14 protein-coding genes are annotated in these 15399 nt (G+C 70.0%); 7 read left to right on the top strand and 7 right to left on the bottom strand.

Annotation, left to right across the window (positions count from 1 at the left end):
• Window positions 1–100: 100 nt before the first annotated feature.
• The 3 genes from Q4I23_RS22280 to Q4I23_RS22270 all read right to left on the bottom strand — a co-directional run bounded on the left by Q4I23_RS22280 (window position 101) and on the right by Q4I23_RS22270 (window position 3515).
• On the bottom strand, window positions 101–1387 hold the full coding sequence (locus Q4I23_RS22280; RefSeq protein WP_498527657.1) for an MFS transporter: 1287 nt from the start codon (window positions 1385–1387) through the stop codon (window positions 101–103).
• A gap of 141 nt (window positions 1388–1528) precedes the next feature.
• Complete coding sequence (locus Q4I23_RS22275; protein ID WP_498527656.1) at window positions 1529–2731, bottom strand: thiolase family protein; 1203 nt, start codon at window positions 2729–2731, stop codon at window positions 1529–1531.
• Window positions 2732–2759: 28 nt separating this feature from the next.
• Window positions 2760–3515 carry an SDR family oxidoreductase gene (locus Q4I23_RS22270; protein WP_498527655.1) on the bottom strand — a complete coding sequence of 252 codons (756 nt, stop codon included), beginning with the start codon at window positions 3513–3515 and terminating at the stop codon, window positions 2760–2762.
• A 126-nt stretch (window positions 3516–3641) separates the two neighbouring features.
• On the opposite strand from Q4I23_RS22270, the gene Q4I23_RS22265 reads away from it, so the two are divergent.
• The 4 genes from Q4I23_RS22265 (at window position 3642) to Q4I23_RS22250 (ending at window position 7863) form a co-directional block, all read left to right on the top strand.
• Window positions 3642–4238: a TetR/AcrR family transcriptional regulator gene (locus Q4I23_RS22265; RefSeq protein WP_498527654.1), complete on the top strand. Its 597-nt coding sequence runs from the start codon at window positions 3642–3644 to the stop codon at window positions 4236–4238.
• Window positions 4239–4519: 281 nt separating this feature from the next.
• On the top strand, window positions 4520–5458 hold the full coding sequence (locus tag Q4I23_RS22260) for a hypothetical protein (protein ID WP_498527653.1): 939 nt from the start codon (window positions 4520–4522) through the stop codon (window positions 5456–5458).
• A 111-nt stretch (window positions 5459–5569) separates the two neighbouring features.
• Window positions 5570–6796: a LysR family transcriptional regulator gene (locus Q4I23_RS22255; protein WP_498527652.1), complete on the top strand. Its 1227-nt coding sequence runs from the start codon at window positions 5570–5572 to the stop codon at window positions 6794–6796.
• A gap of 146 nt (window positions 6797–6942) precedes the next feature.
• Entirely contained in the window at window positions 6943–7863 is a 921-nt protein-coding gene (locus Q4I23_RS22250) for an NAD(P)-dependent oxidoreductase (protein WP_498527651.1), read from the top strand.
• Window positions 7864–7876: 13 nt separating this feature from the next.
• Here Q4I23_RS22250 and Q4I23_RS22245 read toward each other — a convergent pair whose 3' ends face one another.
• On the bottom strand, window positions 7877–8794 hold the full coding sequence (locus tag Q4I23_RS22245) for a helix-turn-helix domain-containing protein (RefSeq protein ID WP_498527650.1): 918 nt from the start codon (window positions 8792–8794) through the stop codon (window positions 7877–7879).
• Between the two features lie 183 nt (window positions 8795–8977).
• Here Q4I23_RS22245 and Q4I23_RS22240 point away from each other — a divergent pair, with 183 nt between their 5' ends.
• The 3 genes from Q4I23_RS22240 to Q4I23_RS22230 all read left to right on the top strand — a co-directional run bounded on the left by Q4I23_RS22240 (window position 8978) and on the right by Q4I23_RS22230 (window position 11808).
• Complete coding sequence (locus Q4I23_RS22240) at window positions 8978–10141, top strand: cytochrome P450 (RefSeq protein ID WP_498527649.1); 1164 nt, start codon at window positions 8978–8980, stop codon at window positions 10139–10141.
• A 99-nt stretch (window positions 10142–10240) separates the two neighbouring features.
• Complete coding sequence (locus Q4I23_RS22235) at window positions 10241–10564, top strand: 2Fe-2S iron-sulfur cluster-binding protein (RefSeq protein ID WP_498527648.1); 324 nt, start codon at window positions 10241–10243, stop codon at window positions 10562–10564.
• The gene (locus Q4I23_RS22230) at window positions 10564–11808 is read left to right on the top strand and encodes an NAD(P)/FAD-dependent oxidoreductase (RefSeq protein ID WP_498527647.1); all 1245 of its coding nucleotides are present in this window, start codon (window positions 10564–10566) and stop codon (window positions 11806–11808) included. Before Q4I23_RS22235 ends, Q4I23_RS22230 begins: the two co-directional genes overlap by 1 nt.
• Window positions 11809–12109: 301 nt before the next feature.
• Here the strand turns inward: Q4I23_RS22230 and pcaB are convergent, their stop codons facing one another.
• The 3 genes from pcaB to Q4I23_RS22215 form a co-directional block, all read right to left on the bottom strand.
• Window positions 12110–13471: a 3-carboxy-cis,cis-muconate cycloisomerase gene (pcaB, locus tag Q4I23_RS22225; protein ID WP_498527646.1), complete on the bottom strand. Its 1362-nt coding sequence runs from the start codon at window positions 13469–13471 to the stop codon at window positions 12110–12112.
• A gap of 44 nt (window positions 13472–13515) precedes the next feature.
• A complete protein-coding gene (locus Q4I23_RS22220) occupies window positions 13516–14697 on the bottom strand; it encodes a CaiB/BaiF CoA transferase family protein (RefSeq protein ID WP_498527645.1) in 1182 nt (393 codons plus the stop codon).
• Between the two features lie 10 nt (window positions 14698–14707).
• Window positions 14708–15399: HTD2 family dehydratase (locus Q4I23_RS22215; RefSeq protein ID WP_498527644.1), on the bottom strand; the 692-nt coding region annotated here is incomplete at its 5' end.

Raw genomic sequence — 15399 nt, 5'->3', positions numbered from 1 at the left:
GCCCGCTGAAACCCGCATTTTTATCCTCAACGGAGGCAAAAGGCCGAAATATGTTCGTTTTTCCGCACCCTGCTAGGACAGCCGCCTTGAACTGGCACCCTCAGGTGGCCGGCGCCGGCTTGGCGGCCGGGGCGCGGCCCAGCGTCGGGACCAGCAGCGCGGCCCCCAGGCAGAGCAGCCCGGCGATGAAGAAGGCCGGCAGGTAGCTGTCCAGCGTGCTGCGGGCGTAGCCGGCCCCGAAGGCGGCGCAGGCGGCACCGATCTGGTGCCCGGCGAAGACCCAGCCGAAGACGAGGTTGGCGCGCTCCCGCCCGAAGCGTTCCGCCGTCAGCCGGACGGTCGGCGGCACGGTGGCGATCCAGTCCAGCCCGTAGAACACCGCGAACAGCGACAGGCCGTAGAGCGTGAAGTCGGAATAGGGCAGGAACAGCAGCGACAGCCCGCGCAGCCCGTAATACCAGAACAGGAGCCAGCGGTTGTCGTAGCGGTCGGACAGCCAGCCCGAGGCGACCGTGCCGACGAAATCGAAGATTCCCATCAGCGCCAACAGGCTGGCCGCCCGCACCTCCGGCACGCCGAAATCGACGCAGAGCGGGATCAGATGGGTCTGGATCAGCCCGTTGGTGCTCGCCCCGCAGATGAAGAAGGTGGCGAACAGCACCCAGAAGACCCGCGTCTTCGATGCGTCGCGCAGAGCGCCCAGGGCGGCGGCCACCACCGATCCGGCGGGCGGCGGCGGGGCGGTCGCCGCCCCCTCCTCGCCATAGGCGGCCAGCCCGAGGTCGGACGGACGGTCGCGCATCAGGGCGAGCACGGCCAGCGCCGCCACCCACAGCAGCCCGCACAGCAGAGCCAGCGCCACGCGCCAGCCCATCTGCTCGGTCAGCATCGACAGCAGCGGCATGAAGACGAGCTGCCCGGTGGCCGAACTGGCGGTCAGCAGGCCGACGACCAGCCCGCGCCGCCGGCTGAACCAGCGCGTCGCCACGGTGGCGCCCAGCACCATGGCGGTCAGGCCGGTGCCAAAGCCGACGACGAAGCCCCACAGCAGGATCAGTTGCCAGACCTCGTGCATGGCGAGCGACAGCAGCAGCCCGCCGCTGACCAGCGTCAGCGAGGACAGGACCATCCGCTTGACGCCGTAGCGGTTGATGAGCGCGGCGGCGAACGGCCCCATCAGACCGAACAGCAGCAGGCGGATGGCCAGTGCGATGGAGATGTCGGCGGTGGACCAGCCGAACTCGCGCTGCAGGGGCAGCAGCAGGACGCCGGGCGCGCCGACCGCGCCGGCCGACACCAGCATGGTCAGGAAGGTGACGCCGACGACGGCCCAGCCGTAATGGACGTTGCGCCGCGCCAGCGCGGCGGCGACGGGGGAGGAGAGCATGGATGCGCTTCCGGTTGGGCGGATGGGGTTTAAAGCGGACTGCGATCCGCTTTGGACCGCGCCGGCGGTCCCGGTCGCACATGCGACCGGAGCCCGCCGGCGAATGAGGCGATATGAGCCTAAAGCGAACAAAAGTTCGCTTTAGGCGGGCCGTTCGACCGCGATGGCGGTGGCCTCGCCGCCGCCGATGCACAGGGACGCGACGCCGCGGCGCAGCCCCCGCGCGGCCAGCGCGTGCAGCAGTGTCACGATCAGCCGCGCACCGGTGGCGCCGATGGGATGGCCGAGCGCGCAGGCCCCGCCGTTGACGTTCAGCGCGTCGCGCGGAATGCCGAGGTCCCGCTGCGCCGCCATGGCGACGACCGCGAAGGCCTCGTTGATCTCGAACAGGTCCACGTCGCCGACACCCCAGCCGACGCGGTCGAGCAGTTTGCGGATCGCTGGAATGGGTGCGGTGGTGAACCAAGCCGGGTCCTGGCTGTGGGTGGCGTGGCCGAGGATGGTCGCCAGCACGGGCAACCCCTCGCGCTCGGCCAGCGAGCGGCGGGTGAGGAGCAGCGCCGCCGCCCCGTCGGCGTTGGCCGAGGAGCTGGCCGCGGTGATCGTGCCATCGCGGCGGAAGGCCGGCTTCAGGCCGGGGATTTTCTCCGGCGCGACCTTCAGCGGGTTCTCGTCGTCGACGACGGTCCGCTCGCCCCCTTTGACGGCGAGGGTGACGGGCGCGATCTCGGCGGTGAAGGCGCCGCTCGCGATGGCGGCGCGGGCGCGGGTCAGCGTCTCGACGGCGTAGGCGTCCTGCTCGGCACGGGAGACGCCGTAGAGGTCGGCGGTCGCCTCGCCGAAATCGCCCATCGGGCGTCCGCCCTCATAGGCATCCTCCAGCCCGTCGAGCATCAGGTGGTCGAGGATGCGGTCGTGCCCGATGCGGTAGCCGCCGCGCGCCTTGGCCAGCAGATAGGGCGCGTTGGACATCGACTCCATGCCGCCGGCGACCACGAGGTCGGCGGAGCCGGCGCGGATCAGGTCGTGGGCGAGCATCGTCGCCTTCATGCCGGAGCCGCAGACCTTGTTGACGGTGGTGGCGCCGGTGGCGTCGGGCAGACCGGCGCCGCGCGCCGCCTGCCGGGCCGGCGCCTGCCCCTGGCCGGCGGAGAGCACACAGCCGAGCAGCACCTCGTCCACGCGCTCCGCCGCCAGCCCGGCGCGGCTCAGGGCGGCGCGGACCGCGTGGGCGCCCAACGCGTGGGCGGGCAGGGCCGACAGCTCGCCCTGGAAACGGCCGAGCGGCGTGCGCGCGGCGGACACGATGACGACGGGGTCGGCGGCGGGGTCGAGGGTATCCATGATCGCGAACTCCTGGATGGGGTGGGGATCACTGCACCGTCAGGCCGCCGTCGACGTTGATCGACTGGCCGGTGATGAAGGACGCGGCGTCGGAGCACAGCCAGACCACGGTGTCGGCGACCTCGCGCGGCTGGCCGACGCGCCCGACCGGGTGCAGCGGGCCGAGCGCCGCGTTCACCGCCTCCTCCCCGCCGAAGGAGCCGGCGCTCATCGGCGTCTGGATGATCGCCGGGCAGACGGCGTTGACGCGCACGCCGGACTTGGCGACCTCGATGGCGGCGCTGCGGGTCATGCCCTCGACCGCCGCCTTGCTCGCGGAATAGACGCTGTTGCCGGCCAGCCCGATCTGGCCCAGCACCGACCCGGTGGACACGATGGCGCCCTTGCCCTGCCGCAGCATGATCGGCAGCTCGTGCTTCAGGCACAGCCAGACGCCCTTGATGTTGACGGCGACCATGCGGTCGAAGTCGGCCTCCGTCGTGTCGGCCACCGAGCGGCCGAAATGGATGCCGGCGTTGTTGAAGGCGTAGTCGAGCCGGCCGTGGTCCCGCTCGATCCGGGCGAACAGGGCGGCGACCTCCTCGGCGTCGGCGACGTCGGCCTGGACGAAGACGGCGCGCCCGCCGGTCTGCCGGACGAGGTCCACCGTCTCCAGCCCCTCGGCCTCGCGCCGCCCGGTGACGATGGCCGTGGCGCCCGCCTTGGCGAAGGCCAGCGCGGTCGCCCGCCCGATGCCCGAGGTGCCGCCGGTGACCAGGGCCACGCCGCCGCTCATATCCGTCATTGTCCTCTCCATGCTCGCCGGGTTATGATGATGGTCATCATGAATGGAGTTATTCATGACGTCCATCATGAATATTGCCGCGATCCCCCACATTGGAGGCGTGGCAGCCATGCACAGGGTGACGACGTGAAGGTTTCCAAGGAAAAGGCGGCGGAGAACCGGGCCGCCATCGTCAAGGCGGCGGGACGTCTGTTCCGCGAGCGCGGATTCGACAAGGTCGGGGTGGCGGAGATCACCAAGGCCGCCGGGCTGACCCACGGCGGCTTCTACGGCCATTTCGCCTCGAAGGACGCGCTGGCCGCCGAGGCGTGCGAGGCCTCCTTCGCGGAGAGCCTCGACCGGCTGCCCGCCGACGAGGCGTCGCCGGAGGGGGCGCTCAACGCCTTCCTGACGCGATACCTGAGCGAACGGCACCGCGACCGACCAGACGCCGGCTGCCCGATGGCCGCCTTCGCCGGGGAGGTGGCGCGGCAGGACCCGGCGGTGCAGGAGCGCTTCGGGACCGGTGTCGAGCGCTTCTTCGAGGCGGTGGAGGCACGCCTGCCGGAGCGGGACGGGGAAGGTGATGCCGGCCGCCGTGATCGCGCCATCGCCATCGTGTCGGCCCTGATCGGCGGCATGGCGCTGGCCCGCGCCACCGCGCAGGCCGATCCCGAACTGTCGGTGGAGATCCTGGCGGCGTTGCGCGGTCAGCTCGGGATCATGGGAGACGGCAGGGATTAAGCATTCTCCCGCGTGAAGGTCAGCCCATAGGGCTCGGAGGCGCCGTGGTGATGACGCCGGTCAGCAACTCGCGGACGGTCCCCGGGGCTATCGGTTCCGCCAGGGCCGCCGGCTGAAACAGGTCGGCGCCTCGGCAAGATTGACCTCCGGCCTGGCGATGGCGTTACCTGTCCGGGATCAGCCTGGGCGAGGACCAGATCGGGGATGCCGCGCGCCGCTCCGCCCGGGTTGGCTTTGCGGACCGAATGGACGGTTGCCGCTTTCCCGGAGACCGCCCGCCCGTGACTCACACCGATCCCTTCCGTCCGCCGACGGGCACCGAAACTCCGTTGGACCGCCAGTTGCGGCTCTGGCAGGGCCACCGCCGCCTGGTTCCGCCCGACGAGGGGATGCGCGCCCTGACGGAGCGGTGGCTCGGCCCTCACCTTGCTGCTCTGGAAGCGCTGATGCTGGACCTGCGTCATAGCGTCGATCGGGATCGGGACGAGGGCCGGTTGACCTTCCCGAAGCGCCGCTACGCTTATCCGAAGGGTTTCTGCCGCGAGATCAGCGATGCCGTCTTCGAGCGGCTGCGACGGCGGATCGCTGTGCCGGACACGCCAATCACGCAGGCCCTGGCGGCCTTCGTCCGGGAGGGCGGCCGCCTGTCGCCGATCTGGGGGGCGCTGCGCGGCAGCTATTTCCAGAACGCCATGCAGATCGGCGCCCTCTACGTCGACGCGGCCAACGACACCGTGACCGTCACCAAGCCCAAGGTCGAGATCCTGCCCCTGGAGGCGAGCGGGCTCGAACCGGTCGTCGAAGTGGCCCACTTCGCCCGGATCGCCCAGGTCTACTGGGGCGGGACCATCTGGGCGAACACCCTGTTCCCGCGGTTGGCTCCGGTCTTGCCCATCCTCTACATCGACCCGGATGGGCGCCCCCGCCTGCACCCGGACAGCCTCGGTGTCTTCGCCGAGAACATGGTCGGCGGCTGCCGGTCGGCCCTGGCCTTCCTGGAGCAGGAACGCGACGGCGGACGCGTTTTGCCGGCCGACGTCGCGCCGGCGCTCGCGCCGTGGCGGAAGCATGGCCCCTGGTTCGAGGAGATATGCCCGGCGCCCGACTGGGACCGGCTCCGCGCCTGTTTCGCCGAGGCGGGCGATCCGCAGGGGCCATACCGCTCGGCCCAGGGATTTGTCGGCATGATGGAGGCGGTCAAGCGCGCGGCGGCGGTGTAACGCTCTCCACGGCCCGGCCCCTTTACCGGACGGCGTCCCGACGATAAGCTGGAGCCATTGAATTTTGCTATGGCCACTCCGGCAGCGATGCTGTGGAGCAGGAAAGTCCGAATGAACGGCATTCCCAACATCCGGCATTTGCGGGCCTTCCGCGAGGTGGCGCGGCGCGGCAGCATCAGTCAGGCGGCGGAGCATGTGCATCTGTCCCAGCCCGCCATCACCCAGGCCATCGCCAAGCTGGAGGAGGAGGTCGGCACTCCCCTGTTCGAGCGGCGGCCGGACGGCATGGCGGTGTCCGCCATGGGCGTGCTTTTCCTCGACCGCGTGGAGCGTGCCTTGGACCGCCTGCGCACCGGCACGCGCGAGGCCGTCCGCATCGGCGGGCGCAAGGGCGGCCTGCGCGGTGTGGCGGATTTCGACCAGCTTCTGACCGCGGCGCAGATCCGGGCGCTGGCCGCGGTCGCCGACGCCGGAAATTTCAGCCTCGCGGCACGCACCGTCGGCATCTCGCAACCCACCCTGCACCGCGCAGCCCGTGACCTGGAGCGGCTGTCCGGCATGCCGCTGTTCACGCGGACCGCCGCGGGCATCGCGTTGACCCCCGCCGCCAAGGCGCTGGTCCAGCATGTGAAACTGGCGATCACGGAGCTGGAGCAGGGCTTCGCGGAGGTCGGCGAAGGGCTGGGCGGCGACACCGCCCGCATCGTTGTCGGCAGCATGCCGTTGTCACGCCCCTTCATCCTGCCGACCGCCGTCAACGCGCTGGTGCGCGAGCGTCCGGACGTCCAGTTCGACGTTCTCGATGGCCCCTACGACGACCTGTTGCACGGGCTGCGCCACGGCGAGATCGATGTACTGATCGGCGCGCTGCGCGACCCGCTGCCCATCGACGACATCGTGCAGGAACCCTTGTTCGAGGACCCGCTGGTCGTGGTCGCGCGCGCCTTCCACCCGCTGTCCCGCCGGCCGACGCTGACGCTGGAGGAATTGGCGGGGTGCCAATGGGTGGTCCCGCGCCGCGGCACGCCGACGCGCGACCGGTTCGAGACGCTGTTCGCTGCAGCACCACCGCGTGGGCTGGTCGAGACCAGCTCCCAGATCCTGGTGCGCGGCCTGCTGCTGGGCAGCGACCGTTTGACCCTGATCTCGGCGCACCAGATCCGGCACGAGCATGAGCTGGGCCTGCTGGTCATCCTGCCCGTGGAGCTGGCCAACACCGAGCGCACCATCGGCCTCACCGTGCGCCGGGGATGGCGCCCGACCGCGACGCAGGCGCACTTCCTCAATCTGCTGCGCGAGGCCGGGAAGCAGGCCGTCTCGCCGGTCCCCCGCCCATGAGCGGCCATTCAAAACACCGACGGGACGCTATTCAAAAATTGGATAGAGTGGTCCGTCATTGAATGACATCGGCGGCGGGTCCGCGTGCTAGCCATGCCCATTGGAGGGGAGATGGACTCCCAGCGCACGGACGGGCGGAGGCGGCGATGACGGTGCAGGATCGGCGGACGGCGAAGGTGGCCTTCATCGGTTTCGGGGAGGCGGCGTCGGCCTTCCGGTCCGGCTGGCGGGGCGCCGGGCTGGCGGACACGGTCGCCGCCTTCGACGTCAAGACCGGGTCCGCCGACGGGGTTGTGCGCGCCCGCAAATGGGCCGACTACGTGACGGCCGGAGTGACCGGCGCCGAGCGGGTGGAGGACGCCCTGGCCGGAGCCGCGCTGGTCTTTTCGCTGGTCTCCGCCGATCAGGCGCAGGCCGCCGCCCGCAACGCCGCTGTCCATCTCGCGCCCGGCGCGCTGTTCTTCGACGGCAACTCCTGCGCGCCCGGCACCAAGCGGGAGTCGGCGCAGGTGGTCGAGGCGGCGGGCGGGCGCTACGTCGATCTGGCGGTGATGGCGCCGGTCCATCCGAAGCTTCATAAAACGCCGCTGCTGGTCGCCGGCCCGCACGCCGCCGCGGCTCTGGCCGCCCTGTCGGCCCTGGAGATGAGCGCCGGGGAGGCGGCGGGACCGGTCGGCACCGCCTCCTCGATCAAGATGATCCGCAGCGTCATGATGAAGGGGCTGGAAGCCCTGTTCCTCGAATGCGTGCTGGCCGGGCGCAAGGCCGGGGTGGACGAGGTGGTGCTGGAGTCCCTGGACGTCACCTATCCAGGTTTCGGCTTCAAGGAGCGCGCCGCCTACATGCAGGAGCGCGTCATGACCCACGGCGTCCGCCGCGCCGCCGAGATGCGCGAGGTCGCGCGCACCGTCGACGAACTGGGTTTGGCCGGCGGCATGGCCCGCGCCGCTGTCGACTGGCAGCAGCGCGTCGGCGACCTCAAACTGGACGCCCGCGCCATCGGGGAGGGCGATTACCGGGCGCTCGCCGACGCCATTCTGGCGCGGCTCGACACGGCCGAGCGGTGAGAAAGGGTCCGCGCTATTCGGAGCGCGCCTCAAGCCGGAAGGCGGCCGGCGTCTTCCCGGTCAGCCTCTTGAAGACGCGGTTGAAGTAACCGGGATCCTGGAAGCCCAACTCGTAGGCGATCATCGACACCGGTGCGGCGATGTAGACCAGACGGCGCTTCGCTTCGAGCAGCAGGCGGTCCTGCACCACCTCGAAGGCGGAGCGGCCGGCGAGATGCCGGCACAGGCGGTTCAGCCGCGATTCCGTGATCCCCAGCGCGTCCGCGTAGCGCGGGATCGTCCAATGCTCGGTGAAATGGTCCTCGACCAGCGCGCGGAAGCGGGCGAACAGCTCGGTGCGCACGCGCTCCGCCGGGTCGGCACCGGCCGCCGCCGCGCGCTGGCGCTCCAGCAGCAGCAGGACGCCGCGCAGCAGCCACTCGCACATCGCCGACCGGCCGAGCTGCGGCCAGTGGAACTCCGTCATCAGTTGATCGAGCAGCGCGGAGATGCGCTCCGCCGCTGCCGGGGCGTCGGTGAAATCGATCAGGCAGGGACGCAGGAACAGCGCCTCGAACAGCGGCCGGCTCTGTGCGCTGGCCCCGTCGAACAGCATCACTTCGGCCACCGTCAGCACATAGCCGTGGCTGCCCGGCCGGAACTGGAAGGAATGCACCACCGCCGGAGGAACGACGATCACGCAGGGGGCCGCGACCTCGGCCATCCGGTCGTCGATCTGCACGCGCGCCCCGCCGTCGAGCACCGCCACCAGTTGGAAAAGCCCGCGGTGGGTGTGGGAGCCGATGCCCCAGTCATAAAGGCGGCTGCGGCTTTCGATGTCCTCAATGTGGATGAATTCGGCGTCGGTGAGCCGGGCCTCCTCGCCGTAGAGCGCGAAGAGCGGCACCGCGCTGGACCGTGTCTGCGCCATCCCCTCCGCAGGCTGCTCCATGCCGTCCTCCCCCGCGCCTTTGTTTGTCGGAAAAGTACAATTTTCCTTCCGCTTCGTCCATTCCGCCGCAAAGGCGAATCCGTCTAGGATGAAATTGTTCGCGACCTCAACGGTTCGCGTCGATCCAAACCAAAAACTGCCAATTGGCCGCCCGCCGCCGCGGGTGTCGGAGGACTGCGCCCGATGTTCCGTTTCGATCCCTACTCCCCGGCCGTCGATGCCGACCCGTTTCCTTTCTACAAGACCTTGCGCGACGAGCATCCCTGCTTCTGGAGCGAGGAAGCCAACATGTGGGTGCTGTCGCGCTACGACGACATCGTCACCGCGTTGAACGACTGGGAAACCTATTCTTCGGCCAAGGGCAACCTGATGGACGAGATGCCCAACCGCGCCGGCAACACGCTGGGCACCACCGATCCGCCCCGCCACGACCGCCTGCGCAGCATCGTCCAGTTCGCCTTCACCAAGAAGGCGGTGGAGGGGCTGACCGAGCCGGTTCGCGCCTCGGCCAACCGGGCGCTGGACGCCGTGCAGGGGGAGAAGACCTTCGACTTCGTCGGCGACGTCTCCAGCAAGGTCACGGTGGATGTGCTGTTCGGCCTGTTCAACCTGCCGCGCGAGAACGAGCGGATGGTGCGCGACAAGGCCGTGCTGATGGTGCAGTCCGATCCTCGCACCCGCCAGAAGGGGGCGGAGCATCTCGCCGCCTTCCAATGGATGAGCGAATACGCCAAGGAGCTGGTGGAGCTGCGAAAGCGCGAACCCGGCGACGACCTGATCACCGCCCTGATCCAGGCCGAGGTCGCCGGCGAGAAGCTGGCCGACCGCGAGGTGCAGATGACCATCACCACGCTGATCATGGCCGGCATCGAATCCCTGTCGGGCTTCCTCGCGATGTTCGCCCTGAACCTCGCCGACCACGCCGACGCGCGCCGCCGGCTCGCCGCCAACCCGGCGCTGATCCCCGACGCCATCGAGGAATCGCTGCGCTTCAACACCTCGGCCCAGCGCTTCCGCCGCTGCCTGCAGAAGGACGTCGCGCTGCACGGCCAGACGATGCGCGCCGGCGATTTCGTCTGCCTCGCCTACGGGTCGGGGAACCGCGACGAGCGGCGCTTCGCCAACGCCCATCTCTACGACATCGACCGCAAGCCGAAGGGGCATCTGGGATTCGGCGGCGGCGTCCACGCCTGCCTCGGCACGGCCTTTGCCCGTCTGGCCGCCCGCGTCGCTATCGAAGAGTTCCTGAAGCGCGTGCCGGAGTTCGTCCGGGTGCAGGACCAGCTGCCCTGGATGCCCTCCACCACCTTCCGCAGCCCGACCCGCCTCGAACTGGCGGTCGGCTGATCGCGGAGGTGACGGCGCGGCCGGGGGAAAGGCTCCGGCCGCGCCAAGACGCAGAGCACGGTTTTCGCAGAACACGGTTTTCCAAAGGAAGTTTCGGTCATGGCGAAGGTCACCTTCATCGAGCACGACGGCCTGGAGCAGGTCGTGGACATCCCGACGGGCTGGACCCTGATGCAGGGCGCGGTGCAAAGCGGCGTCGCCGGCATCGAGGGCGAGTGCGGCGGCTCCTGCGCCTGCGCGACCTGCCACTGCTACGTGGACGAGGCGCTCGTCGACTCCCTGCCGCCGCCCAGCGAGACGGAGGAGGAGATGCTCGACTGCACGGCGTCGGAGCGGCGGAGCAACAGCCGCCTGTCCTGCCAGATCCGGGTGAGCGACGCGCTGGACGACATCGTGGTCCGCCTGCCGGAGGCCCAGAGCTGATGGGCGGCCCGGCGCAAGCGGACGCGGGAATGGTCATCGTCGGGGCGGGGCAGGGCGGCTTGCAGGTCGCCGAATCCCTGCGCGCCGAGGGCTATGACGGTCCCATCACGCTGATCGGGGAGGAGGTTGCGGCCCCCTATCACCGGCCGCCGCTGTCCAAGGCGATTCTCGCCGGCACGATGGAGGAGGCGCAGCTCGCCATCCGCGGCGCCGAGTTCTTCGAGCGGCAGGGCATCGCCCTGCTGACCGGCACGCGCGTCGTCGCCATCGACCGCTCCGCCCGCCACGTGCACCTGGAGGACGGGCGCCGCCTGGAGTATCGCGGGCTCGCTCTCGCCACCGGTGCGCGGGTGCGCCGTCTGCCGGTCGCCGGTGATGACTTGGACGGTGTGCTCGGCCTGCGGTCGCTGGACGACTCGCGGCGAATACGCGCGGCGCTCGACCGGGCGGCGCGGGTGGTGGTGATCGGTGGCGGCTACATCGGGCTGGAGGTCGCGGCGGCGGCGCGCAAGCGCGGCCTGGAGGTGACCATTCTGGAGGCCGCGGACCGGCTGCTCGCTCGCTCGGCGACGCCGTTCCTGGCGGCTTTCTACGCCGATTTGCACCGCTCGGAGGGCGCGATGGTCGAACTGGAGGCCAAGGTCGTCGGGATGGATGGGCAGGGGGGCCGCGTCACCGCCGTGCGCACCGCCGATGGGCGCTCGCATCCGGCGGATCTGGTGGTGGTCGGCGTCGGAATCGTCCCCGACACGGCGCTGGCCGAAGGCTGCGGGCTGGCGTGCGACGGCGGCATCTTGGTGGACGACAGCGCCCGCACCGACGATCCGGCCATCGTCGCGGTCGGCGACTGCACGGCCCGTCGCACCGGCACGGGGACCTTGCTGCGGCTGGAGTCGGTGCAGAACGCCGTCGAGCAGGGCAAGTCGGCCGCTGCCGCGCTGCTGGGGCGGGAGCGTCCCTTCACGGCGGCGCCCTGGTTCTGGTCCGATCAGTATGACGTGAAACTGCAGATCGTCGGTCTGTCCGCCGATCATGACCGGATGGTGCTGCGCGGGTCGCTGGGGGATCGCCGCTTCTCGGCCTTCTACTTCCGCCGGGACGCGCTGGTCGCCATCGATTCCATCAACCGTCCGGCGGACCATATGGCCGGCCGCAAGCTGTTGGACCACAAGTCCGTCATCACGCCCGAACAGGCGGCCGACGAGAGCCTCCCGCTGGTTTCCGTGATGAGACCAGGGCGCTGACGGACGCGGCGCTCATCATGGACATCGTCGGCGCTTTGCGGCATTGCTGTGAGCCATGGCGCGGTGTGGAGCCAGCCGGTGGGGATCATCCAGCGCCGATGCAATCGATCTTCGGCACCTGGACGCGCGGTTGCGGCTTGCACCGGGCTGCAGGCATTCCGAGAACAACACCGGCGTGATCGGAGCGCCGGCACAAACGGAGAAGAAGCGCACCGTGGGCGCCCTGTATGCCGCCCACGGCGCCGTTCCCGAAGCGGAACAGCCGATCCGACGACCGGTGTTCAGTCTTCCGTGGCAAGTCTCAGCCGCCCACGGGCTTTTTGACACGGTCCAGCACACGATCGACCATCACCCCGGACTGGCCCAGGTAATTGGCCGGATCGCAGAGCTTGGCCAGTTCGGCGCGGCTGAGGCAGGCGCTGATCTCCGGCGTCTCGGCCAGGAGGTCGAGCAGCGGCCGGTTCTGGCGCACCGCCTCGCGGCAGAGGTCGTAGACGAGGTCGTGGGCGTACTCGCGCCCGATGTGGCGGCCGAGCCCCATCATCACCGCCTCGGACGCCACCAGCCCGTTGGTCATCTCCAGATTGGCGCGCATCCGCTCGGCATCGACCTCCAGCCCGCTCACCACGAACCGCGCCTGTTTCAGGGCGCCGGCCAGCAGGCAGAAGGCCTCCGGCAGGACGATCCACTCGATCTCCCACGGGCCGGTCGACCGCTCGTGGTCGGCCACCATGGCGTCGAGCAGGGCCGCCGTGTGCTGGCGCAGCACGGAGATCGACGCGTGGATGTAGCAGCTGGAGATCGGGTTGCGCTTCTGCGGCATGGTGCTGCTCGATCCGCGGCCATGCGCGAAGGGCTCGTAGACCTCGCCGACCTCCGTTTGCATCATCAGCTTCACGTCCATCGACAGCTTGCCGAGCGTGCCGCCGACCAGGCCCAGGAAGCAGCCCACCTCGGCGATGGTGTCGCGGATGGTGTGCCAGGCGATCACCGGCTGGGCGAGGTCCAGCTCCTCCATCAGCCCGGCCTGGGTCTCCATGGCGCCATGCTCCAGGGAGGCCAGCGTGCCGGACGCTCCGGCGAACTCGCCCATCAGCACGCGCGGGCGGAGCTGCGCCAGCCGCTCCCGATGGCGCTCCACCGCCGACAGCAGCCCGGCCATCTTGTAGCCGAAGGTCACCGGCACCGCCTGCTGCAGGTTGCTGCGGCCGATCATCGGCGTGTCCCGGTAGCGCTTGGCGAGAGTCGCCAGGGCCGCCGACAGGCCCGCCAGATCCTCCTCCACGAGGTCCAGCGCCTCGCGCATCTGCAGGACCGTGGCGGTGTCGGTGATGTCCTGCGTGGTGGCGCCCCAGTGGCAGTATTCGCCGAGCCGGTCGCGGCACAGCGCGTTGAGCTGCGAGACGACGCCCAGCACCGGATAGCCGATGCGCTCCGTCTGAGCCTTCAGCGTCGCCATGTCGATCTTGTCGAGCGAGCAGTTGGCGACGATCTCGTCGGCCGCCTCCTGCGGGATGATGCCCAGGCGGCCCTGGACGCGGGCGAGTGCGGCCTCGATGTCCAGGTACTTGCGGGTTCGGTTCTCGTCCGACCAGACGGCGCGCATGGCCGGGGTGCTGAAGATGTCGCCGAAGATGGCGGAGTCGATGATCGTGGACGGCATGGTGCTGGTCCTCTCAGAAAATGGCGTTCCGTTCGCGGCGTGGCTCAAACCGCCTTCGCGTCGCGCAGCCGGGCGATGTCGCCGGGCGCGTAGCCCAGCTCGGCAAGGATGCGGTCGGTGTGCTGGCCAAGCGCCGGCACCGGGTCCATGCGCGCATCCCCGTTGCTCGCCATGCCCGGCGGCAGCAGGGCCGGCACCGGCCCGTTCTGGGTCTCCACCGTGCGCCAGCGATCGCGGGCCGCCAGTTGCGGGTGGTTCCAGACATCCTGCATGGCGTTGGCCTGGGCGTTGGCGATGGCGGCCTGCTCCAGCCGGGTGACCACCTGCTCGGCGGTCAGGTCGGCGAAGGCCGCCAGGATGATCCCGCGCAGTTCGTCGCGCGCCGCGTTGCGGCGGGAGTTGCTGGAGAAACGCTCCTCCCGCGCCAGCTCGGGGCGTTGCAGCACCGTTTCACAGAAGGCCACCCATTCGCGCTCGTTCTGCAGGCCAAGGAGAACCGTCTTGCCGTCGCCGGACGGAAACGGGCCGTAGGGGTAGATGGTGGCATGGCTGGCGCCGGTGCGGGCCGGCGGCGGCGCGCCGTCGAAGGCGTAGTAGAGCGGGTAGCTCATCCACTCCACCAGCGATTCCAGCATGGAGACGTCGATGCGGCAGCCGCGCCCCGTCTGCTGGCGTTGCAGGAGTGCGGCCAGGATGTTGCTGTAGGCGTACATGCCGGCGGAGATGTCGGCGATGGACGGGCCGGCCTTGGCGGGCGTCTCCGGCGTGCCGGTCACCGACAGGAAGCCGGACTCGCCCTGGATCAGCAGGTCGTAAGCCTTCTTGTCCCGGTAGGGACCGTCGCCGCCGTAGCCGGAAATGTCGCAGACGATGATTTCCGGCTTCCCGGCGGACAGCGCCTCGTAGGACAGGCCAAGGCGGGCGGCCGCGCCGGGCGCGAGGTTCTGCACCACCACGTCGGCCTGCTCGCGGATCAGGCGCTTGAGGATCGCCTGCGCCTCCGGATGCTTGACGTCGAGCGTCAGGCTTTCCTTCGAGCGGTTGGTCCACACGAAGTGCGAGGCGACGCCGCGCACCCGCTCGTCGTAGCCGCGGGCGAAGTCGCCGACGCCGGGGCGCTCCACCTTGATGACGCGGGCGCCGAGATCGGCGAGCTGGCGCGTCGCGAAGGGGGCGGCAATGGCGTGTTCCAGGGTGACGACGGTGATTCCAGACAGCGGTTTCATAGGGGCGTCCTCACTTCAGGACCGCGGTGGCGTCCATGGTCAGCCAGCCTTCGTGGTCCTTGGCCCACAGGTGGACCATCTTGCCGTCGGCGAGCGGCGTGCCGCACACCGAGAAGGGGTTGATGTCGAAGGTCGGCCTCACCGCCTTGAAGCGGAAGGAGGCGACCTCGGCCTCCGGCAGCCGGTGACGCAGCAGGTCGAGCAGCAGGGTGGCGATCAGCGGGCCGTGCACGATCAGCCCGGGATAGCCCTCCACCTCCGTCACGTAGCGCCGGTCGTAGTGGATGCGATGGCCGTTGAAGGTCAGCGCCGAGTAGCGGAACAGCAGCACGTCGTCAGGAACCCAGCGTGTCTCCCAAGCCGCGTCCGCCGGGGCCGGCCGGGGCTCGGGCGGCGCATCGTTCGGATTGGCCGCCTCGCGGTAGACGATGTCGTGGAACTCGGTCAGCGCGACGTCGGTCTCGCCGGCGCGGCGGATCTCGTGGCGGACCTTGACGAAGACCAGCGGACCGCTGCGCCCGGATTTCTCGGTCACGTCGTGGATGGTCGAGGTCCGGGTCAGGGCGTCGCCGACGCGCAGGGGGCTGTGGAACTCGAACTGGCTGCCGGCCCACATCCGGCGGGGCAGCGGCACCGGGGGCAGGAAGCCGCCGCGCTTGGCACTGTCTCTTATACACATCTCCGAGCCCACGAGACTATAAC

It is taken from the genome of Azospirillum sp. UFLA03-27 (assembly GCF_059803775.1).
The sequence above is the reverse complement of the archived record's forward strand: the minus strand, read 5'-3'. Positions and strand labels throughout refer to the sequence as shown.